The sequence below is a fragment of the Paraliomyxa miuraensis genome, from assembly GCF_026337845.1.
Classification (GTDB): domain Bacteria; phylum Myxococcota_A; class Polyangia; order Nannocystales; family Nannocystaceae; genus Paraliomyxa; species Paraliomyxa miuraensis.
Window position 1 is genome coordinate 385,571 of record NZ_JAOVZF010000156.1, and the last position, 19,185, is coordinate 404,755.

General features: G+C 70.6%; 16 protein-coding genes. 7 read left to right on the forward strand and 9 right to left on the reverse strand.

Annotation, left to right across the window (positions count from 1 at the left end):
• Positions 1-71: 71 nt before the first annotated feature.
• Positions 72-692 carry a TetR/AcrR family transcriptional regulator gene (locus tag OEB96_RS27110; RefSeq protein WP_266219651.1) on the forward strand — a complete coding sequence of 207 codons (621 nt, stop codon included), beginning with the start codon at positions 72-74 and terminating at the stop codon, positions 690-692.
• Here the strand turns inward: OEB96_RS27110 and wrbA are convergent.
• The 7 genes from wrbA to OEB96_RS27145 all read right to left on the reverse strand — a co-directional run bounded on the left by wrbA (position 689) and on the right by OEB96_RS27145 (position 8,666).
• A complete protein-coding gene (wrbA, locus tag OEB96_RS27115; RefSeq protein ID WP_266219652.1) occupies positions 689-1,288 on the reverse strand; it encodes an NAD(P)H:quinone oxidoreductase in 600 nt (199 codons plus the stop codon). The genes OEB96_RS27110 and wrbA overlap by 4 nt on opposite strands.
• Before the next feature lie 98 nt (positions 1,289-1,386).
• The gene (locus OEB96_RS27120) at positions 1,387-2,211 is read right to left on the reverse strand and encodes a PP2C family protein-serine/threonine phosphatase (RefSeq protein ID WP_266219653.1); all 825 of its coding nucleotides are present in this window, start codon (positions 2,209-2,211) and stop codon (positions 1,387-1,389) included.
• Positions 2,208-3,512: a serine/threonine-protein kinase gene (locus tag OEB96_RS27125; RefSeq protein ID WP_266219654.1), complete on the reverse strand. Its 1,305-nt coding sequence runs from the start codon at positions 3,510-3,512 to the stop codon at positions 2,208-2,210. The genes OEB96_RS27120 and OEB96_RS27125 overlap by 4 nt, the downstream gene beginning before the upstream one ends.
• A gap of 87 nt (positions 3,513-3,599) precedes the next feature.
• Complete coding sequence (locus tag OEB96_RS27130; RefSeq protein ID WP_266219655.1) at positions 3,600-4,469, reverse strand: hypothetical protein; 870 nt, start codon at positions 4,467-4,469, stop codon at positions 3,600-3,602.
• 19 nt (positions 4,470-4,488) lie between these two features.
• Complete coding sequence (locus OEB96_RS27135) at positions 4,489-5,901, reverse strand: MATE family efflux transporter (protein WP_323137436.1); 1,413 nt, start codon at positions 5,899-5,901, stop codon at positions 4,489-4,491.
• 91 nt (positions 5,902-5,992) lie between these two features.
• On the reverse strand, positions 5,993-7,138 hold the full coding sequence (locus OEB96_RS27140) for a transposase (RefSeq protein WP_266219657.1): 1,146 nt from the start codon (positions 7,136-7,138) through the stop codon (positions 5,993-5,995).
• A 148-nt stretch (positions 7,139-7,286) separates the two neighbouring features.
• Positions 7,287-8,666, reverse strand: a complete 1,380-nt coding sequence (locus OEB96_RS27145; RefSeq protein WP_266219658.1) for an NHL repeat-containing protein — start codon at positions 8,664-8,666, stop codon at positions 7,287-7,289.
• Between the two features lie 111 nt (positions 8,667-8,777).
• On the opposite strand from OEB96_RS27145, the gene OEB96_RS27150 reads away from it, so the two are divergent.
• On the forward strand, positions 8,778-9,728 hold the full coding sequence (locus tag OEB96_RS27150) for a hypothetical protein (RefSeq protein ID WP_266219659.1): 951 nt from the start codon (positions 8,778-8,780) through the stop codon (positions 9,726-9,728).
• 16 nt (positions 9,729-9,744) lie between these two features.
• Here the strand turns inward: OEB96_RS27150 and OEB96_RS27155 are convergent, their stop codons facing one another.
• Together OEB96_RS27155 and OEB96_RS27160 are read right to left on the reverse strand one after the other, a co-directional pair.
• Positions 9,745-10,020 carry a hypothetical protein gene (locus OEB96_RS27155; protein WP_266219660.1) on the reverse strand — a complete coding sequence of 92 codons (276 nt, stop codon included), beginning with the start codon at positions 10,018-10,020 and terminating at the stop codon, positions 9,745-9,747.
• A 150-nt stretch (positions 10,021-10,170) separates the two neighbouring features.
• Entirely contained in the window at positions 10,171-11,850 is a 1,680-nt protein-coding gene (locus OEB96_RS27160) for an ABC-ATPase domain-containing protein (protein ID WP_266219661.1), read from the reverse strand.
• 111 nt (positions 11,851-11,961) lie between these two features.
• Between OEB96_RS27160 and OEB96_RS27165 the strand changes: the two genes are divergently transcribed.
• The 5 genes from OEB96_RS27165 to OEB96_RS27185 all read left to right on the forward strand — a co-directional run bounded on the left by OEB96_RS27165 (position 11,962) and on the right by OEB96_RS27185 (position 19,123).
• Positions 11,962-13,374: an ATP-binding protein gene (locus OEB96_RS27165; RefSeq protein ID WP_266219662.1), complete on the forward strand. Its 1,413-nt coding sequence runs from the start codon at positions 11,962-11,964 to the stop codon at positions 13,372-13,374.
• Positions 13,375-13,498: 124 nt separating this feature from the next.
• Positions 13,499-13,996: a pyridoxamine 5'-phosphate oxidase family protein gene (locus OEB96_RS27170; protein ID WP_266219663.1), complete on the forward strand. Its 498-nt coding sequence runs from the start codon at positions 13,499-13,501 to the stop codon at positions 13,994-13,996.
• Between the two features lie 25 nt (positions 13,997-14,021).
• Positions 14,022-15,002 (forward strand): MBL fold metallo-hydrolase, encoded by a 981-nt coding sequence (locus OEB96_RS27175; protein WP_266219664.1) that lies wholly within the window; start codon positions 14,022-14,024, stop codon positions 15,000-15,002.
• Between the two features lie 167 nt (positions 15,003-15,169).
• Positions 15,170-16,270 carry a class II fructose-bisphosphate aldolase gene (gene fbaA / locus OEB96_RS27180; protein ID WP_266219665.1) on the forward strand — a complete coding sequence of 367 codons (1,101 nt, stop codon included), beginning with the start codon at positions 15,170-15,172 and terminating at the stop codon, positions 16,268-16,270.
• 90 nt (positions 16,271-16,360) lie between these two features.
• On the forward strand, positions 16,361-19,123 hold the full coding sequence (locus OEB96_RS27185) for a protein kinase domain-containing protein (RefSeq protein ID WP_266219666.1): 2,763 nt from the start codon (positions 16,361-16,363) through the stop codon (positions 19,121-19,123).
• The last annotated feature ends 62 nt before the right edge of the window (positions 19,124-19,185 follow it).

A 19,185-nucleotide genomic window follows, 5' to 3' on the forward strand; every position in this document is an offset into this window, starting at 1 on the left:
GCCGCGGGGCTCTACGCTCCCGGCACCGTCGACGCAGGGCTCCTTCCCGCGATCCCCGAACCGTCCCGCCGATGCCGAAGCTCATCTCCGACGACCGAATCCTCGACGCCGCCGTGGCCACGGTGGCCGAGCATGGGTTCGCGGGCGCGACCACGCGCCAGATCGCGACGGTTGCCGAGGTCAACGAGGTCACGCTGTTTCGCAAGTTCGGCACCAAGGCCAACCTGCTGCGCGAGGCCATGGTGCGCGAGCTCGCGGCGTTCGAAGATGCAGGCGGGGCTCGCTACTCGGGTGACGTGCACGCCGATCTGCGTCGCGTGGTGGAGCTCTATCGGGGCCTCGTCGAGCGCCGCGGTCGGCTGATCCCGGTGCTGCTGGCCGAGCTGCCGCGCTGGCCCGAGCTGCGCGAGGTGGTGGAGATCCCCCAGCGGGTGATCGCCTCGGTCGCCGTCGTGCTGGCCCGCTACCAGCAAGAGGGGGTGCTCGAGCCCGAGCCGCCGCTGCTGGCGGTGGCGAGCCTGCTCGCGCCGCTGATGGTGCTCGAGCTGGTGCGCGGCACCAACGAGGCGCTGAGTCCCCCCGTCCTGGTGGTCGAGGACCACGTGCGCCGCTTCATCGCCGGACGCACGCCGGCCCAGGGCTCGGGTTCGAGCTCGCCCAAGCCCAAGCCCAGGCGTCAGTCCAGGCGCTAGCCCACGAGCTTGGCCGCCACCTCGGTCACGCGCTTGCCGAGGTACTTCGCATGGCCGACGTCGGCCTCGGTGGGGCCGTTGCCGGCCTGCCCGGTGGTCACCGACACGCCGTAGGGGTTGCCGCCTGCACCGAACACGGAGGGATCGGTATAGCCGGGCGTCACGATGTAGCCGCCGAAGTGGTAGATGCTGTTGTAGAGCGCCAGCAGGGTGCTCTCCTGCCCGCCGTGGGCGTTCATGGCCGAGGTGAAGCCGGCATAGACCTTGTTGGCCAGCTTGCCCTGGAACCACAGACCACCGAGCGTGTCGACGAACTGCTTGAGCTGGGAGGGCACGTTGCCGAAGCGGGTCGGGCAGCCGAACACGATCGCGTGGGCCCACGAGAGATCGTCGGCGGTGGCGCGCGGCTCCTTGGCGGTGCGGTCGACGAACTCGCGCCACTTGGGGTTGGAATCGATCGCGGCCGCGGGGGCCGTCTCGGCGACCAGACGCACGCGCACCTCGGCTCCGGCGGCTGCGGCCCCTTCGGCGACGGCCCTGGCGGTGGCTTCGTTGGTTCCCGTGGACGAGTAGTAGATGATGGCGACGTTGGGCATGACGGTGCACGTGAACCTATCACCCGAGCCGCGCGCGGGCGGGCCCGAGCCCTGCAACACGCTGTTGCGCGCTCCAGCACGATCGCGGCCGCGAAGGACTACTGGCGATGGGGCAGGCGGTAGAGCACCAGTGACAGATCGTCCGGCTTGCTGGGCTCGCCGGGCTCGGGGTACTGCATGCGTCGGCGCGCCAGCTCGACCAGCACCTGGGTGGCCTCGGTCAACGGACCACGCTGCAAGATGATGGAGATCTCCTCGAGCGACACGTTGTCGAACAGCCCGTCGCTCGCCATCAGCAGGGTGTCGTGATCGGCCATCGTGTAGCTGGGGCCCACGTCGATGCGCATCTTGCCGTCGCCCACCACGTTGGTGATGTAGTGCCGCATGTCGTGGTGAAGGGCCTCGGCGGGGTCGAGCACCCCCGCGGCCACCTGGTAGCCGACCGGCGAGTGGGCAACGGTGCGAAGCTTGAGCTTGCCTCGCCCGCCCACGATCACCGCCTCGGAGTCGCCGGTGTTGTACGTTCGCAGCACGCCGCCCTGGATCTCCACGACGAGCAGGGTGGTGCTGCCCACGGCGGGCGTGGCCTGGGCGGCCGCATCGGCGCGCTCGAACGCATCGAGGATCGCACCGCGCACCGCGTTCTCGTCGTCGCTGGTGATCGAGGCGAGGGCATCGTGGAGCGCATCGATCGCGAGCTGCGAGGCCTCGGCTCCGCCCCGCGTACCGCCCACGCCGTCGGCCACCGCGAGCACCAGGGCCTGCGGGGTGGGGATCACGGCCACGGCATCCTGGCACGCGTCGCTGGGGCCGCGATCGGGCGCCGGCTCGGCGTGGGCCACCACCGTGCCAAAGGCCCCCTCCATCTGCACCACGCTCGGGGCGAGCACGCCGGTGATGCGCTCGGCTCTCGGGTCGTTCATCGCTGGCGGCCTCGCTCGCGCAGCCCGTCGCCGCACCAGGGGCAGTGCGCCCAGAACCCCGGCAGCACCGGCTGCTCGCACTTGGTGCAGCGGCGGGCCGTCTTGACCAGCGGCCAGCGCACGCGCACGCGCACGTGGCACCAGGGGCAGTAGCGCGAGAACGGAATCAGCTTGCCCCCGCACGAGCCGCAGGCGGCCGCGTAGCGTCGATCGGTGAAGCGTCGGCTGGACTGCGGGCCGACCTTGGGGCCGTAGCACCACGCGCAGTAGCTCCAGTCGAGCTTGATGCCTCGCTCGCAGCGGGGGCACTGGGCCGGGAAGGTGGTCTCGCCCTGGAGGCCGAGCGGATCGGCCCCGCACCAGGGACACACGTGCATGCGCTCGTCGACTGGCTGCTGGCAGGCGCCGCAGGTGTGCGTGAGCGCCAGCCGCCCGTCGAGCATGCCGCGAAGCTGTCGCAGCCGGACCGATCGCCAGTCGCGGAGGCTCCGGTTGCGCTCGGCGGCGGCCTCGGACTTGGCCTTGCGACGCCGCAGCACCTTGCGCTCTGCCTTGCGGTAGGCGGTGAGCAGCTGGCCGGCATCGCGATAGCGGCGGCGCGCGTCGACCTGGATCGCGCGCTGCAGCACCTCGGACAGCTCGGGGGCGATGCGCATGAGCTTGTCGTGGCCAGGGGGCGGCCAGTCGTAGGGCCACTCGGGGAGCACGCCGGTGAGCATGCGATAGATGACCAGGCCGGCCGAGAATACGTCGGAGCGCGCCGAGGGGCGGCCCAGGGCCTGCTCGGGGGCCATGAAGCCGATCGTGCCCGAGGCCGAGGCGGCAATGGTGCTCGCGGCCACCTTGGCCAGCCCGAAGTCGGCCAGCCGCAGGCGATCCTCGCCGAACAGGATCAGGTTCTCGGGCTTCACGTCGCAGTGGATCACGTGCTGCTCGTGCGCGTAGGCCAGCGCCGACAGCAGCTGCTCGCCAAACGAGAGCGCCAGCGGCACCGCCAGCCGCCGCGCGAGCCGATCGTCGAGCGACCCGCTGCCGAGCGGATACGAGATGATGAAGTGACCATCGGTGTTGTCGGCGTTCTTGAGCCGCAGGATGCACGGGTGATCGAGCTGCGCGGCCATCCGTGCCTCGCGGCGAAACGCATCCATCATCGTGGGCGTGAGGCTGCTGGGCAGCGGGACCTTGAGCGCCACGTCGACCCCCTCCACCGTGTCGTGAGCGCGGTAGACGTCCGCAAAGCCGCCCTGCGCGAGGCGACCGCGGATGCGGTACTTGCCCAAGCGCTGGCCTCGGCGAAGCATGGGGGAGCCAAGCGTGTCGCAGTCGTGAGGGGTCGGCAAGCAGGGCGCACGGCCCGCGCGGAATCGGCGGCGCGGGGATGCCTTTGCTCAGCCGCCGTTGAGCGCCTCGCAGGCGTCGACGTAGCCGGGGCTCTCCAGCGGACAGAGCTGACCGGGGCCGAGCGCCATGCAATAGCCGCGCTGGTTGGCCACGGTCAGCTGGCGCACGCAGTCCTGGAACGCGCTGCCGCTGACGTCGCCTCCGGCCAGGGCGAGGCAGGCGCTGCCGTTGGGATCCTGATGGGTGTCGTGATCGACGGGGCGCCACTGGGTCAGCACGCCGATGTCGTCGCCCGTGACGGGGCGGAACAGCCCGGTCGTCGAGTCCTGCACGCAGTCGTCGGCCTGCAGCTCCACCGTCTGACAGCACACCCGCGAGGCGCCGCAGACGGTCTGGACCTCGTCGGCCGACCAGGTGGGGTTGCACGGGATGGGACAGCCCTCGACCCCACCCGCGAGCAGGCCCTGGCCCTGCAGATCGCCCACGCGCACGCACTGGCCGAATTGCGAGAGGTCGTTGTTGATCTCGGAGAAGTAGGGCACGTCGCCATCGATCCCCTTGCCCTGGTAGGCGGGCAGCGCCCCGCCGACCGCCGCGGGATCATCGGAGCAGCAGCGGTAGCCGTTGATGCCCGGCTCCTGCTGGGGATTGCACGGCGGAGGATAGCCCGAAGGCCCAGGCGGGCCACCACCGATCAGCTCGGTGTCGTTCTCCCCGCACGGCCCCGAGGGCGGGGTCGTGGTCTCGTCGGCGGAGGCGGACGCATCGGCCGAGCCCTGGGTGGTCCCTTCCGTGCCCGAGTCGGTGTCGAGCTCCACGGTGGGGCCGCACGCGGCCATCATGACGCAAGCTCCGGGCATCACCCAAGCCCCGAGCACCCAAGCCCCGACCACCACCGAGCCGCGAACGCGAGACATGGCGGGAGGATATCGCGGGCTACACCTTGATGCTCATCCAGCGCCCCTGCTTCCACAGGTGCGCGAAGATCAACGCCGTGAGCCCACGGTAGCTCACCTGCGCGGTCCAGATCGCCATGAGGCCCAGTCCCAGCCCGGGCCCCAGCAGGTAGGCCACCGGGAGGAACAGGAGCCACTGGGTGGCAATCGACACCACCATCGAGGCACGGCTGGCCCCGGCGCCGATGAGCGCGTTCATCAACACCATGCCCACCGCATCCACACCGATGGTGGCGCCGACCAGCCGCAGCGGGCCCCGGGCGAGCTCGAGGGTGTCGGCCTCGTGCAGGAACACCCCCAGGATCAGATCGGGGAAGAGCAGCATGGGCAGGCCCAGCACCGTCATCACCGCGGCGCCGATCCTGACCACGTCCCAGCCCCACGCCTTGGCGTCCTCGGGATCGCTGCGGCCGAGGGCCTGGCCCACCAGCGAGGCGGCGGCCAGGCCCAGGCCCAGGCCGGGGAGCACGGACACGAGGGTCACGTTGAGCACCACGTTGGCCGCGGCCACCTCGGCGGTGGCATGCGCCTGGTCGGCCACGTCGGTGTGCGCGATGATCCAAAACAGCACGTTGAAGCCCGCGGCAAAGAACAGCTGCTGGAACGCGTTGGGCAGGGCCAGGCGCCCGATGGTGCGCATGCCGTCCGCGTCGGGCAGCTTGCGCAGGAATCCGCCCTTGCGGGCGTGCCGAAGGCCGAGGAGGAAGTAGTACCCGGTGCCCACGTAGGTGGCGATGGCCGAGGCCACGCCCGCACCCACGGCCCCCATGGCCGGCGCGCCCAGGTGGCCGAAGATCAACACCCAGTTCAGCAGGATGTTGGCCGCATGCATCACCAGCAGCGTGCGCAGGTAGAGCTGCGAGAGATTGACCCCGTTCCAGTAGCCGCGGAACGAGAAGTTCATGCCGACCGCGACCATGGCCAGCACGCGCGCTTGCAGATAGGGCACGCCCTGCTCCACCACCGCGGGGTCGGGGTTGAGCACGGGGAACACGTAGGGCACCAGCTGCAGCAGCACGATCGACAGCGGCAGGCCGATGAGCAGCGCGATGAGCAGCGCGCCGTTGAGCGAGACCGCCGTCTCCGCGTCGCGGCCCTCGCCCATGCGCCGCGAGGCGATCGTCTGCACCCCAGCCGACAGGCCGGTGATGAAGGCCATCGCCAGGAAGTTGGCGAAGCTTCCCGTCCCCACGGCCGCGAGCGCCTCGTCACCCAGGCTCCCCACCATCGCCGTATCGACCAGGTTGAGGATGTTCTGTGATGTCATCCCTCCGATGATCGGAAGGGCGATCACGAGGACCTGCCGTACGCGTTGACGCATGCCGTCTGGGGGGCGACGAAGGTCCTGGGCTCGACCTCGGGCAGGGATGATGGTCGTACAGGCCACGACCATGGCAAAACTTCGGAGGATCACGGCTCCGTGAGGAATCCCAAGAGCCGTGCGGGCCTCTACCGTTGCTGGGAAGAGCTGCGGTCGTCCTGTTTCAGGCCACCCGAAGGGCCAACGCGGGCTCGACGCCCACGACCTCCATCGGACTCCGACAGCGGGGGCACCGTAGCGACGGCGGGCGCGAGCGCGAGCGCCCGCCGCGAGGCGGCAGCTCGAGCAGCGCGAGCTGTCGGCTCGGCCCCGTGCCCGCGGCCTTGGCGGCCGCGGCGGCTGCCAGCACGCCGTGGAAGGCGATCGGTGGCCGCAGCTCGCCCTCGGCCAGCGCGGCCAGTCGCTCGGCCAGGACCTCGGGCGAGAGCTCCACGTGGGTCGAACCATCGGCGAACGGATGGTGCATTCGATAGTGCAGGCGTCCGCGCGGGCCGGGCTCGACCGCGGAGGGATCGAAGGGGGCTCGCGCCACGTAGCGACACAGCCGGTCTCGCAGGGCTCGATCGTCCGCGGCCACCGTGGGCCCGGCTCGTACGTCGAGCTCGCCATGGCGCTGGATCAGCACATCGGTAGCGGGATCGAGCACCGGACGCACGAGGGGACGGTTCGAAGCGGACCGTGCCACGCGATGCGCCCTCGGGGTGGACGTGCGCATGATCGTGGGGCGAGGGGTGATGCGGGCAAGGAGGCCATCGAGGGTGCCGCGCAGTTCGGCCAGCGTACGTTGCAGATCCCGAGCGCGTGGAGCGGGCAGCGGGTGGAAGGCGAGCGCACCGTTCGGAGTCCAGGCGTGCACGCCATCGAGCACCAGCGCGTGCACGTGCACGTTGGCCTCGAGCGTCGCCCCCACGCGATGGATCGCGCTCACGGCTCCGCAGCGCAGGGGCCCGGGTACACCGTGCCGAGCGGCCACGCGTCGCAGGCAGTCGAACGTTGCGGCCACGCAGGCCCGGGCCACCCGCGTGCGCACGCGAGGCTCGGCCGCCAGCCGGGGCTGCGCCGACTCGCCGAGCGAGAACACCCAGTGCCGCAGCGGCAGTGCGGGCAGCATGCGCTCGAGCCGGAGCTGGCGTCGGCTCGCCCGCGGCACCAGCACGGTCTTGCGCTGCTGGCATTGGGGACAGCGCAGGAACACGAGCACGTCGCGGACGGGTTCGGGCATCGCGGGCCATGCATGGGCGAACACGTCCGCCGTTCGTGGCTCGATGGGAAGCGAGAGCTGATGATCGTCACCGGTTCGGCCGTTCATGCCGCGATCGATCAGCGAGAGTCGTGCCGATCGCTCGACCTCGTGATCTCGCGACGTTGCGCGCGCGTCGAGCACGCAGTGGCCAACCGGTTGGCCAAAGGGCGGCCAACGGTTGGCCACCCGGGTTCGCCCGGGCACGGGATCGGCGTCAACCCGCGGGTGGGTTGACCACCAGGTTCAGCCCTGCGCCGGTCATGTCCGAGTAGGTGTAGGGCGCGACCAACCCCGAGACGGCCAGCTGTACCTGATAGGTGTCGGGATCGACCTTGAACGCCTGGTTGGCGGCCTGGTCCACCACCCACACGTAGCCCTCCACGTCGATGCTCACGCCCACCGGGGTGAAGCAGCCGGGCAGGGTGATGGCGGGGGCCATCAGCGTCTTGGTGGCCACGTCGACCAGGCCCAGGCCACAGCCGCCCGAGCCCGAGTAGTCGACCGCGAACCACGCCCGATCCTCCACGTCGACCATGACCCCGCGCATGGACAGGTTGCCCGTGCTGATGAACTGCCACTGTCCCGCGGCCACGTCGTACATGGCGGCCGCCCCCGCGCTGGCCACCCAGGGGTTGCCGTACTGGTCGAGCGACATGCCATACGACCACTGCTGATCGGCCGGTGGTGACGGCATGGGGACGCTCTGCACCGCGAGCGTGCTGCCATCGATGCGGATGAGCGGGCCGAGCTGCCAGCCGATGACCCACAGGTCGCCCTCCTTGTTGACCGCGCCGCCGTAGGGCCCGTAGTTGAGCCCGTTCCAGGGCACGTTGACCGTGTCCTGGATGGTGCCGCTGGCACCGTCGATGCGGTGGAACACGCCCTGGGTCGGATGGTCGTACCAGCCCACCCACAGCCGCGGGTTGGGCGAGGCGCAGCCGTTCTGCGAGATCGAGCCCTCCCATGCGGTCGGGCGGGCGCCGTGCTCATAGGAATCGGAGGGGATCGGCAGGTTCCACTTCACGCACTCGTCGGTGCCCCACGGCAGCACGTCGGTGGGACCGCTCGAGGTCTCGATCGTGCCGTTGCCGTTGAGGTCGGTGCAGTCTTCGAGGCGCGCCGCGATCTTGGTCACACCTCCGCCGCCGCCGCCCTGCGAGCCGCGGTTGCTCACCGCCACGTCGCCGTAGAGGTTGACCGAGGTGCGCGAGGGCTCGGCCTGGGTGGCGGGGCCGGTGGCGTAGCGCGCCACCTCGATGCCGGACATGGTGTCGATCTTCGAGACCGTGCCCTGGGGCGAGTTGGCGATCCAGATGTAGCTGAACTCCACGTCGCCGCCCATCATCCCGCCCCCGCCGGGGCAGTCACCGCCGTTGCCCCCGAGGTCCGTTCCACCCACGTCGAGCTTGCCCGCCGTCTCGTCGGCCATGTCGTCGCCCTCGGTGACGTTGGTGGTCGACTGGGTGAGCTGAGAGGTGAGCCCCGTGGTCGTCCAGGGGGGTACGCCGGTCTCCTCGCCTTCGCTGCCACCGCCGCAGGCCGCCACGAGCAGCGCGGCTCCCAACCCAACCCACCGCACGCGTGCATTACTCATGATCACCCCCATTATGGGCTTCACTGTCGCACGTCGCCCCCGCCCGCGTCCATGCGTCGCGTAGCGTGCGCGGTACCCATCGGGCCGTGAGGTGGGCGATGATGGAGCTGCATGCGTCAGGGCTGGATCGTGTTCGGGTTCACCTTGGGGGCGCTCGGCTCGGTGACCGCGAGCTGCGGCGCCGCCTTTGCGTGCGCCAGCGACGACGAGTGTCAGTCGGGCGCAGCGACCGGCGTGTGTCAGGGCAACGGCTACTGCAGCTTTCCCGACGAGGACTGCCCCTCGGGTCAGCGCTTTGGCGACGCAGCGCCAGCCGGAGTGGCCAACGCTTGCGTCGAGCACGGTGGTACGGAGGGCTCGACCACCGTTGGCGAGAGCGGCCCGAGCTCGAGCAGCGCGACCGATGCATCGGCCACGGTGATGGTCGACGAAGGTTCGACCGCACCGACGGAGTCGGCCGAGTCGGCCGATTCCAGCGGAGGCTCCACCGACGGCTGCAGCCAGGTGATCGTGGACGAGTTCGACGGCACGGCGCTCGACCGCAGGTGGGTCGAGACGACGACGGCCGGAGGCAGCGTGACGGTGGACGGAGGCCAGCTGCTGCTCACGCTCCCCAACGGCATGAATCAGGCTGCGACCTACGTGACCACCGAGCTCGGCGTGGTGGCCGGGGGATGGGCGAGGGTCCGGCTCGACGAGATCGGTGAGCCCAAGGCCAACGCGGGGCTCGCCCTTGGCAACGGCACGTGCGAGCTGCAGATCTTCACGACCGCCGAGACGGTGGGCGCCTTCGTCTGGAACGTTCCGATGCAAGCGGGGACGTCGATCGCGAGCGAGGACCTGACCACCCTGCCGGTCACCTTGCAGCTCCGCGTGCTCACCGATGGCGAGGTTCGCTTCGAGTTCTCGCAGGACGAGGTCACGTGGACCCCGATCGCCGAAGGCTCCGACGATGCGTGCGGCGACTTCGGGGGGCCGCTCTCGTCGGTGATCTTCCTGAACGCCGGCGTGCCCCAGGGGGCGTCGCAGCAGTATCAGCGCTTCGAGGCCTGCCTGCCGTGACGGTGAGCGCGGTGGCTCAGGCGGCGCACAGGGCCGGAAGGGGCGACCGCATGGGCCGAGGCTCGGTCTCGGGCATCGAGGCCGCCACGGCCAACCCGGCCATGGTCAGGCCCAGCCGGTCCTGCTGCACCAGCTTGGCGCGTCGGAGCTGCGTAACGAGCGCATGCGACTGGGAGACATCGAGATCCAGCAGACGCTCCAGCAAGTCTACGGAGGGCCGGATGTCCGCCTCGGCCAGATCGAAGAGCGCACGCAAGAGCTCCAGGGCGGCGAAATCAGGGGTTCGCATCATGGTGACCCCACATTCGATCAGTACCGGGGGGCCAGTCCAATTTTCTGCAAAAGTGTTCAGGCGGCACAAGCGCCCAGGCGAGGCGAGTGAGCAGGGGGGCGGGTGGACAGGCGGTGTGGGTGAGCAGGCGGAGCGGGTGGACAGGGCTGGCTACTCCAGCTCGAGGCTCCGCAGGCGATTGATGGCCGCCGCCAGCTCGTGGCGGCGCACCCCGGCCAGCTCGGGCAGGGGATCGATGGCGTAGAGGCCGTGCTCCTGCGCGGCCTCCAGGGCCTGGTCGACCAGCGCGCGCAGCGAGGCCCCCGCGCGACCGTGCGCGTGCAGCCAGGACAGCAGCGCGCCGATGCCCCGCGCCTGGCTGTCGTCGCAGAGCTGCTCGAGCGCGCCCAGATCGATGGTCTGCTCGCCGAGCTGCAGCTCGCGCAGGCCCCGGGCCCGTACCTTGGTTCGCTGACCGCGGCGCGGGTCGAACGAGCGCAGCCGAGGATGTCGAGGCGTGGGCACGATCTCCCCGCGGGGTGGCAGCACGGCCCGACCGGTGGGGTGAGCGGCGGCCACCTCCCTGGCCCGTGCCGTCACCTCGAGCGGGCGGTAGTCCTGCATCAGGATCACGGTGTCGGCCACCTCGAGGTAGTCGCCGCTGCCGCCCACCACCAGCACGGTGGACACGCCCGCCTGCCCGTGGAGCTGGCGCACGCGATCGATGAGCGGGGTGATCGTCTCGCGAGCCACCAGTGCCTGCATGCGAGCGTCGCGGATCAGCAGGTTGGTGGCGCAGCCGTCCTCGTCGAGCAACAGCGCGGTGGCGCCCAGCTCGAGCGCCTCCATGATCGAGGCCGCCAGGCTGGTGGAGCCCGAGGCGTCGGGAGTGGAGAAGCGCTCGGTACCATGATCGCCGGGGAGGTCTGCAATGAACGGGCGCAGGTCCACGCCGACCACGCTGCGGCCGTCCTCGGAGCGGAGCTCCACGGCGTCGGGCGAGGTCACCACCCACTCGCGGCCGTCGCCCGGCACGTGCGGGTCGATGCCGTGACAGATCGCCTCGAGCAGCGTGGTCTTGCCGTGGAAGCCGCCGCCGGTGATCAGGGTGACGCCCACGGGTAGGCCCATGCCGGTGACGTCGCCGTGGTGCAGGGTGGGCAGGGTCACGCGCAACGAGGGTGGGCTTTCGAAGGGCACCGCGTTGCGCAGCGGTCGAGAGGACACCCCCGAGGCGCGGGGGAGGAGCGCGCCGTCGCGGACGAACGCCACCAGGCCGCGCTCGGGCAGCAGCGACTGCACGTACGCGTGGTCCTCGGCCAGTTCGACGAAGCGCTGGGCGGCGGCCTGGTCGACGTGCGACCAGGCGACGCGCCGGGCGGCGGCGGGCAGCTCGTCGGTGAGCAGGCGGGCGGCCCGACGACCCAGGATGCGGCGGCCCTGCGCGGGCAGGCCCACGCGCAAGCGCAGCTCGAGGTCGTCGCCCACGAACGCGCAGCCCGAGCGCAGCAGGATCTCGGCGTCACCGGCATCGACCCAGATCTCGCCCGACTTGCCGCTGCCATGGCGATCGGTGGCCCCCGACACCGCGCCCGCAAAGCGCCGCAGCAGGAAGTCGCACAGGGCCATGCGACGGGTCGCGGTGGCGTACAGCTCGCGCGGCAGCTCGTGGATCGCCGGAGACAGCCGAACGCGCAGCCGCGAGGGGGTGGCGAAGGGATCGCCCTGCACGTGGTCGAGGGCGAGCATCAGGTCGGCGTCGCCCCAGGGGCCGCTCACCTGCTTGTAGCTGGGGTAGCCGCGGCCATCGAGCTGGGCCAGGGTGTGGGCGAGCTGATCCAGCGTGCGCATGGCGGAAGGGAAGCACGAGCCGAGGTGGCGCGACTTCCGCGTGGTTTGTCGGGTCACGACTTGCCGAGTCATGACTTGACAAGTCACGACTAGGCAAGTTACGACTTGTCAGTGTTCGACGACGACGATTTCGTGGGTCGTGCCGCCGAGCTGCGTCACCTGCAGCAGGCCTACCGCTCGCAGATCTCGGAATTCGTGGTCGTCTACGGTCGCCGTCGGGTGGGCAAGACCGAGCTGCTGCTGCACTCGCTCAGCGATCACCCGGGTGGCCTCTACTTCATGGGCAAGACCGCGGCGGCGCCCCTGCAGCTGCGCGAGCTCTTGCAGGAGGCCGCGCGCGTGCTCGACGAGCCGCTGCTGGCCATGCTGCACACCACCTCGTGGAAGGAGGCGCTGTCGGCCATCGTCTCGCGCTGGCGCGGACCGGGCAAGCTGATCCTCATCCTCGACGAGTTCCAGTGGATGGCGGGAGCGAGCCCCGAGCTGCCCAGCGTGCTGCAGGAGCTGTGGGATCTGCACTGGCGCGACGCGGGCAACCTCGTGCTCGTGCTGTGCGGCTCGTTCGTGGGCTTCATGGAGCGCGAGGTGCTCGGCCGCAAGAGCCCGCTGTTCGGGCGGCGCACGAGCCAGATCAAGCTGCGGCCGTTCGCCTACCACGAGGCCGCGGGCTTCCACCCCGGCTGGTCGCTCTCGGAGCGTGCCCGGGCCTACTTCGTGTGCGGCGGCATCCCGGCCTATCTGCGGCGCTTCGATCCGTCGCGCTCGGTGGAGCACAACATCGAGGATCAGATCCTCGACGAATTCTCGGCGCTCTCGCGCGAGCCCGAGTTCCTGCTGCGCGAAGAGCTGCGCGAGATCGACGGGTACTACGCGGTGCTGCGCGCGCTGGCGGCAGGAAGCCGCACCGCGGCCGAGATCGCGGCGCACACCGGGTTGCCCGAGCGAAGCCTGCACTACTACATCGCGCAGCTCGACGAGCTGGGCTACCTCGCCCGTCGTCACCCGCTGACGGGAGCGGCCGTGCCCAAGCGAACGGTGCGCTACGTGCTCGAGGATCCCCTGCTGCGCTTTTGGTTTCGGTTCGTGTTTCCCAACCAGAGCTTCATCCAGCAGGTGGGGCCGCGCCGTGCGTTTCGCGAGCGCATCGCCCCCGAGCTGCCGGCCTACGAGGGGCTGTGCTTCGAACGCCTGTGCCGCGAGGCCTTGCCGGTCCTCTACCGAGCCGAGGGGATCTCGGCCGGGTTCGACATCGGCGAGTACTGGGACAAGAAGGTGCAGATCGACGTGGTGGGTGTGCGCGACGATGGCTGGGCCGATCTGGGCGAGTGCCGCTGGGGCACCGTGCGCTCGGCCAGTGGCCTGCGGCGCGAGCTCGACCAGAAGGTGACCGCGTGGCCCAACCGCCGGGGCGCGACGATGATGCGGCGGCTGTTCGTGCGCAAGAAGCCCGCGCGGGCCGTCGATGCCGACCACGAGCGGTGGCACGATCTGGCGGGGCTCTACGCGGCGGCCGAGTCGGGGTGAGCCGGGTGCTCACGGGCCTGCGACGGCGGGGGATCAGAGCACATCGCGCAGGCGCGTGGCGGCGCTGAGCATCGTGGCCGCGCTGGCCGGTTGCGTGGCTCCGGCGAGGTGGTAGCCCCCCAAGATGACCGCCGAACGAGACGAGCAACAGAAACTGAGCGAGATCGTGGGCCGGTTCGGCACCGCCATGCTCGTGACCACGAGCGAGGACGACATGATTCGGGCCCGACCCATGCGCATCGCCGAGCTGTGCGACGATGGTGAGATGTGGTTTCTGACCTCCCGCGAGTCGACCCAGGCCGAAGACCTCACGGAGGACATCCGAGCGGCGATCACCCTGCAGGGCGAGGGTCGTTACGCGAGCCTGAGCGGGATGGCCTCGGTGATTCGCGAGCGCGAGCGACTCATCGAGCTATGGTCGCCTGCGGCCAAGGCGTGGTTCCCCGACGGGCTCGACGATCCCGAGCTGGTGGCCATCCGCTTCGTCCCGATCGAGGGGGCGTACTGGGACACCTCGGGCACCAAGGGCCTGCGGTACTTGCTGAAGATGGCCAAGGCCATCGTGACCGGCGAGCGCCTCGACGAGGGCTCGTCCGAGCGCCACGCCAGGGTCTCCTCGTGAAGAACCCGTGCTACCGTCGCCGCCCGTGCCCGCTGCCGCTGCCCGCCCCCGCGCCGCTCGCCGCCTCGACCCCTGCATTGCTGCGATCGGCCTCGCCGCGATCGGGCTCGTAGTCCTCCCCGCGTGCCGCGTCACCTCGCACCCCACCGAGCCCCACGCGCCTCCCGCCGCGGCTTCGACCCCCAAGAGCTGGGACGAGGTGCTCGATGCGCCCGTCGACCTCGAGGTCCGGACCGTGGTCTCCGCACGCTGGGAGGCCAAGCGCAAGGGTCTGGTGAACCTGCGGCACCCGGTGGCCAAGGAAGCGGGCCTGAAGAACGAGACGATCCCCATCGTGCTGCACGTGGGGGTGATCCGGCATCCCGACGCGGGCGACTTCATCGTCGATACCGGGGTCGACACCGCGCTGGCCCAGGGCGACCGTGACGGCGCGGTGCGAGGCCTGCTGCGCTCGTTCACCAAGTCCATGGAGCCGCTCGAGCCGCTGGCCGCGATCGTGGCCCGCGAGGAGCTGGAGGTCCGCGGGGTGCTGCTGACCCACTCGCACGTCGATCACATCCTGGGCCTGCCCGACCTCGCACCGGAGGTTCCGATCTACGTGGGTCCTGGCGAGCTGTCCGATCGCCGCAAGCTCAATGGTCTGCTGCGACCGACCCACCGGCGATTGTTCGACGGGCGCGATCCGGTGCGGGAGCTCGACCCCGCGACCATGATCGCGCTCGACCCGTTCCCCGCGGTGATCGATCTGCTGGGCGACGGCTCGATCTGGGGGATCCTCTGCGAGGGTCACACCAAGGGCAGCATGGCGTGGCTGGTCAACGCGGCCGAGGGCCCCGCGTTGTTCGTGGGCGACTCCTCGCACACGCGCTGGGGCTGGGAGCACGGGGTGGAGCCGGGCAAGTTCACCAGTGGTGACCACGCGCTCAATGCCGAGGTGCTGCAGCGCCTGCGCGCGTTCGTGGAGCAGCACCCAGAGGTGAAGGTCTACGTGGGCCACGAGCTGTGAGGCCGTGCCGCCTCCCCGGTCCTCCGTGACATCGGCACTTTCCGTTCCGCCACCGCGTCCCGGACGACGAGCCGCCCACGCGTCGGCCCCAGCCGGCCGCGCTTCCTCACACGCCCGTGTCGTGGGCCGGGCGCCCGCGGACCCTGGGGCTTGGTAGACGTACCCGCATGGCCGCTTTCAAGCTCAAGCCGGGCATCGTCACGGGCACCGCGCTCACCGATCTGTTCGACTACTGTCAGGATCGCGAGTGTGCGCTGCCGGCCGTCAACGTCATCGGGTCGCACAGCGCCAACGCGGCGATGTGGGCGGCTCGGGAGGCGAGGGCTCCGGTCATCATCCAGCTGTCCAATGGAGGGGCGCACTTCTTCGGCGGCAAGTGGCTGCCCAACGAAGGCAACCGGGCCGAGATCGCCGGTGCGGTGGCGGCAGCCCACTACGTGCGCTCGATGGCCGAGGCCTACGGCGTGGCGGTGGTGCTGCACACCGATCACGCGGCCAAGAAGCTCTTGCCCTGGGTCGAAGGCATGATCGCGGCCGGCGAGGCATTCCACCAGCAGCACGGCGAGCCGCTGTTCAGCTCGCACATGCTCGATCTGAGCGAGGAGCCGCTCGACGAGAACCTCGAGATCTGTCGCGCCACGCTCGCGCGCATGACCAAGATCGGCATGACCCTCGAGATCGAGCTGGGGGTGACCGGCGGCGAGGAGGACGGGGTCGACAACACCGACGTCGACAACGCCAAGCTCTACACCCAGCCGTCCGAGGTGCTGCAGGCCTACGAGACCCTGCAGCCGGTGGGCAAGTTCACGGTGGCCGCCTCGTTCGGCAACACCCATGGCGTGTACAAGCCGGGCAACGTCAAGCTGCGGCCCGAGATCCTCGCGCGCTCGCAGGAGGCGATCGCTGCCAAACTCGGGGGTGGGCTCGGGGGTGGGCTCGGGGGTGGGTCCGACCAAAAGCCCGTGCACTTCGTGTTCCACGGCGGCTCGGGCTCGTCGCCCGAGGAGATCCGCGAGGCGGTCTCCTACGGCGTGGTGAAGATGAACATCGATACCGACACGCAGTGGGCGTTCTGTCACCCGATCAAGAAGTACATGGACGACAAGAGCGCCTACCTGCAGTCGCAGATCGGCAACCCCGAGGGCGACGACAAGCCCAACAAGAAGGTCATCGACCCGCGCGCGTGGGTCCACCTGGGCGAGAAGGGCATGGCGGCGCGCCTGGTGCAGGCCTTCGAGGATCTCGGCGCGTTCGGCAAGTTCGACTGACGAGCGAGGGGGCCTTGCCGCTGGCTCGGCCCCTCGCTGCCATTCCCGTCCCGTGCGACGATCCCGTGCGAGGCCCGCTGGCTCGGCCCGATGATGGAGTGCCCCGAAGAGAACGTCATCGTCGACTTCGTGCGCGGTGAGCTCCCCAAGCCCGAGCGGGCAGCGCTCGAGGCCCACCTCGACGAGTGCGAGACGTGCTCGCTGGTCGTGGCCGAGATGGCGCGGCTGTTCACCGACGAGGGGCCCGATCTGCCCGAGCCCGACTCGGGCCCGGATCGCTCGTCGAGGTCCGATCTGATCGCCGACGACGTGGGGATGCTGGACACCGATGGCGCCTTCAGCCCGTCGGCCATCACCCACGCCGCGGGCGAGATCCTCGACGAGCCCGGGGCCATGCTGCCGCAGGGCGCCAAGCTCGGTCGCTACGTGGTCCTCGATCGCGTGGGGGCCGGGGGCATGGGGGTGGTGTACGCGGCCTTCGACCCCGAGCTCGATCGCAAGGTGGCGCTCAAGGTCCTGCGCCGTCGCAGCAGCCACGGCGACAAGCAGGGCGAGCGCCTGATGCGAGAGGCCCAGGCGATGGCCAAGCTCTCCCATCCCAACGTGATCACGGTGCACGACGTGGGCACGTTCGAGGGCCAGGTGTTCCTGGCCATGGAGTTCATCGAGGGCCAGACGCTGGGCGACTGGCTCAAGGCCCACACCGGCTCCGCGCGAAGCTGGCGAGCGGTGCTCGACGTGTTCCTGGCCGCCGGGCGCGGGCTGGCGGCAGCCCATGCGGTGGGGCTGGTGCACCGCGACTTCAAGCCCGACAACGTGCTCCTGGGGCGCGACGGTCGCGTGCTGGTGACCGACTTCGGCCTGGCCCGGCCCGCGGCGGGCAAGACCGATGCGTTCTCGGCGGTGGGCGAGATCCCCAGCATGCAGGTGCTCACCGCGTCGCTCACCCAGACCGGGGCGGTGGTGGGCACGCCGGCCTACATGGCCCCGGAGCAGCTCGCGGGCGGGCGCCCGGGGCCGCGGACCGATCAGTTCAGCTTCTGCGTGGCGCTCTACGAGGGCCTCTACGGCAAGCGACCGTTTCGCGGCAAGAGCTTCGCCGAGCTGGCCAGCAACGTCAGCTCGGGCTCGTACGCCCCGGCGCCCCGCAACGTGGCCGTGCCGCGACGCGTGCGTCGGGCGCTGTTTCGCGGGCTGGCCACCGAGCCCGAGCAGCGCTTCGAGACCATGGACGAGCTGCTGCACGCGCTGCACCACGACCCGTCGCGTCGGTGGCGACGCAGCGCCGCGGTGATGCTCCCGGCGGGGCTGCTGCTGGTCGGTGGGATCGTGGTCTCGCAGGTTCGGGGCGGCGAGAGCAGCTACTGCGATCACGTCGAGGCCCAGCTCGAGGGGGTCTGGGACGATGCGCGCCGCGAGGCGGTGACCAGCGCCTTTCGAGCCACCGGGCGGGCCTACGCCGAGGATGCGCTGGCCGCCACCAGCCGCCGGCTCGACGACTACGCCGCGCGATGGACCGGCATGCAGGCGGCCGCATGCCAGGATCAGGTGCGCGGCGAGCAGCCGCAGGCCGTGCTCGCCCTGCGCATGCACTGCCTCGAGCGCCGCCTCGATGGGCTGCGGACGGTGGTCGACGTGCTCGCCCATGCCGATGCCGCGGTGGTGGAAGGGGCGGTGGACGCGGCCCGGGGTCTTGCGCGGCTCGAACCCTGCGAGGATCTCGATGCGCTCACCCAGGCCATGCCCGCGCCCCCCGACTCGCCCAGGGAGCGCGCGGAGGTGGCCCAGCTCGAGCGCAAGCTGGCCGAGGCCGGCGTGCTGCGCGAGGCGATGAAGCTCGACCAGGTCGAAGCGCTCTGTCGCGAGGTGGCCGACGGTGCGGTCGCGCTCGGCTATCGGCCGCTCGAGGCCGAGGCGCTGGTGCTCTTGGCCACCACCTTCGAGCGGGGAGGGCGGTATCCCGAGGCCGAGGCCACCTATCACCATGCCCTGTCGGCCGCGCTGGCGGCAGGCCATGCACAGGCGATCGCGCAGGCGGCCGAGGGTCTGGTGTGGATCACCAGCGATCCAGGGCGGCCCGCGGAAGAACCCGAGCGCTGGGCTGCGCATGGCCTGGCCTCCCTCGAGGCCCTGGGTCCCCTCCCCGAGCTCGAGGCCCAGCTCCATCATGCCCTGGCGGTGGCGAGGCTCAACCACGGTCGGCTCGACCAGGCCGAGCACTCGCTGGAGCGGTCGGTGGAGATCCGCGAGGCCGCGATGGGCAAGGAGCACCACAGCCTGGGTGCCGCCATGTCGACCCTGGGCCAGCTGATGGCCGCCCGCGGCCGGCGGGACGAGGCGGTCGATGCCTTCCGACGCGCGCGCAGGCACGTGACGCACGAGTACGGCACGCAGCACCCGCTCACGGCCACCGTGGTCGACAACCTGGCCACCTCGCTGTCGGAGCGCGGCGACTACGAAGAGGCAGGCCGGCTGCAGCAGCAGGCGCTCGAGATCCGCGAGGCCAACCTCGATCCCGGTCACCCCGAGATCGGGGTCTCGCACATGAACATGGCCGCGACCCTCCAGCACCTGGGTCGGATGGACGAGTCCAAGGCCCATGGCGAGCAGGCGCTCGCGATCCTGAGCAAGGTCTATGGCGAGGACGGCCTCGATGTCGCCGGTCCGCTGAACAACCTCTCGAATGTCGAGGAAGCCCTGGGTCAGCTCGACGCCGCCCTGGAGCATCGCAGCCGGGCGCTCGAGCTGGCCCGTCGCCACCTCGGCGACGAGCATCCTCGCGTCGTTCGCTACCGTGAGGCCGTGGCCTCGTTGCGGGCAAGGCTCGGACACACCGACGAGGCCGAGCAATGAGCCCCGCTCCACCACCGTCGGGCGCACGAGCGCCGAGATGGCGACGAGCACGCACTCGCGAG

What these genes read in the sequence shown, in the direction of transcription:
- OEB96_RS27160 (WP_266219661.1), bottom strand. Translation starts at nt 11,850, where the DNA reads ATGCGCACGCTGGATCAGCTCGCCCACACCCTGGCCCAGCTCGATGGC.
- OEB96_RS27185 (WP_266219666.1), top strand. Translation starts at nt 16,361, where the DNA reads ATGATGGAGTGCCCCGAAGAGAACGTCATCGTCGACTTCGTGCGCGGT.
- OEB96_RS27135 (WP_323137436.1), bottom strand. Translation starts at nt 5,901, where the DNA reads ATGGTCGTGGCCTGTACGACCATCATCCCTGCCCGAGGTCGAGCCCAG.
- OEB96_RS27150 (WP_266219659.1), top strand. Translation starts at nt 8,778, where the DNA reads ATGCGTCAGGGCTGGATCGTGTTCGGGTTCACCTTGGGGGCGCTCGGC.
- OEB96_RS27145 (WP_266219658.1), bottom strand. Translation starts at nt 8,666, where the DNA reads ATGAGTAATGCACGCGTGCGGTGGGTTGGGTTGGGAGCCGCGCTGCTC.
- OEB96_RS27120 (WP_266219653.1), bottom strand. Translation starts at nt 2,211, where the DNA reads ATGAACGACCCGAGAGCCGAGCGCATCACCGGCGTGCTCGCCCCGAGC.
- OEB96_RS27170 (WP_266219663.1), top strand. Translation starts at nt 13,499, where the DNA reads ATGACCGCCGAACGAGACGAGCAACAGAAACTGAGCGAGATCGTGGGC.
- OEB96_RS27110 (WP_266219651.1), top strand. Translation starts at nt 72, where the DNA reads ATGCCGAAGCTCATCTCCGACGACCGAATCCTCGACGCCGCCGTGGCC.
- OEB96_RS27130 (WP_266219655.1), bottom strand. Translation starts at nt 4,469, where the DNA reads ATGTCTCGCGTTCGCGGCTCGGTGGTGGTCGGGGCTTGGGTGCTCGGG.
- OEB96_RS27125 (WP_266219654.1), bottom strand. Translation starts at nt 3,512, where the DNA reads ATGCTTCGCCGAGGCCAGCGCTTGGGCAAGTACCGCATCCGCGGTCGC.
- wrbA (WP_266219652.1), bottom strand. Translation starts at nt 1,288, where the DNA reads ATGCCCAACGTCGCCATCATCTACTACTCGTCCACGGGAACCAACGAA.
- fbaA (WP_266219665.1), top strand. Translation starts at nt 15,170, where the DNA reads ATGGCCGCTTTCAAGCTCAAGCCGGGCATCGTCACGGGCACCGCGCTC.
- OEB96_RS27140 (WP_266219657.1), bottom strand. Translation starts at nt 7,138, where the DNA reads ATGAACGGCCGAACCGGTGACGATCATCAGCTCTCGCTTCCCATCGAG.
- OEB96_RS27155 (WP_266219660.1), bottom strand. Translation starts at nt 10,020, where the DNA reads ATGATGCGAACCCCTGATTTCGCCGCCCTGGAGCTCTTGCGTGCGCTC.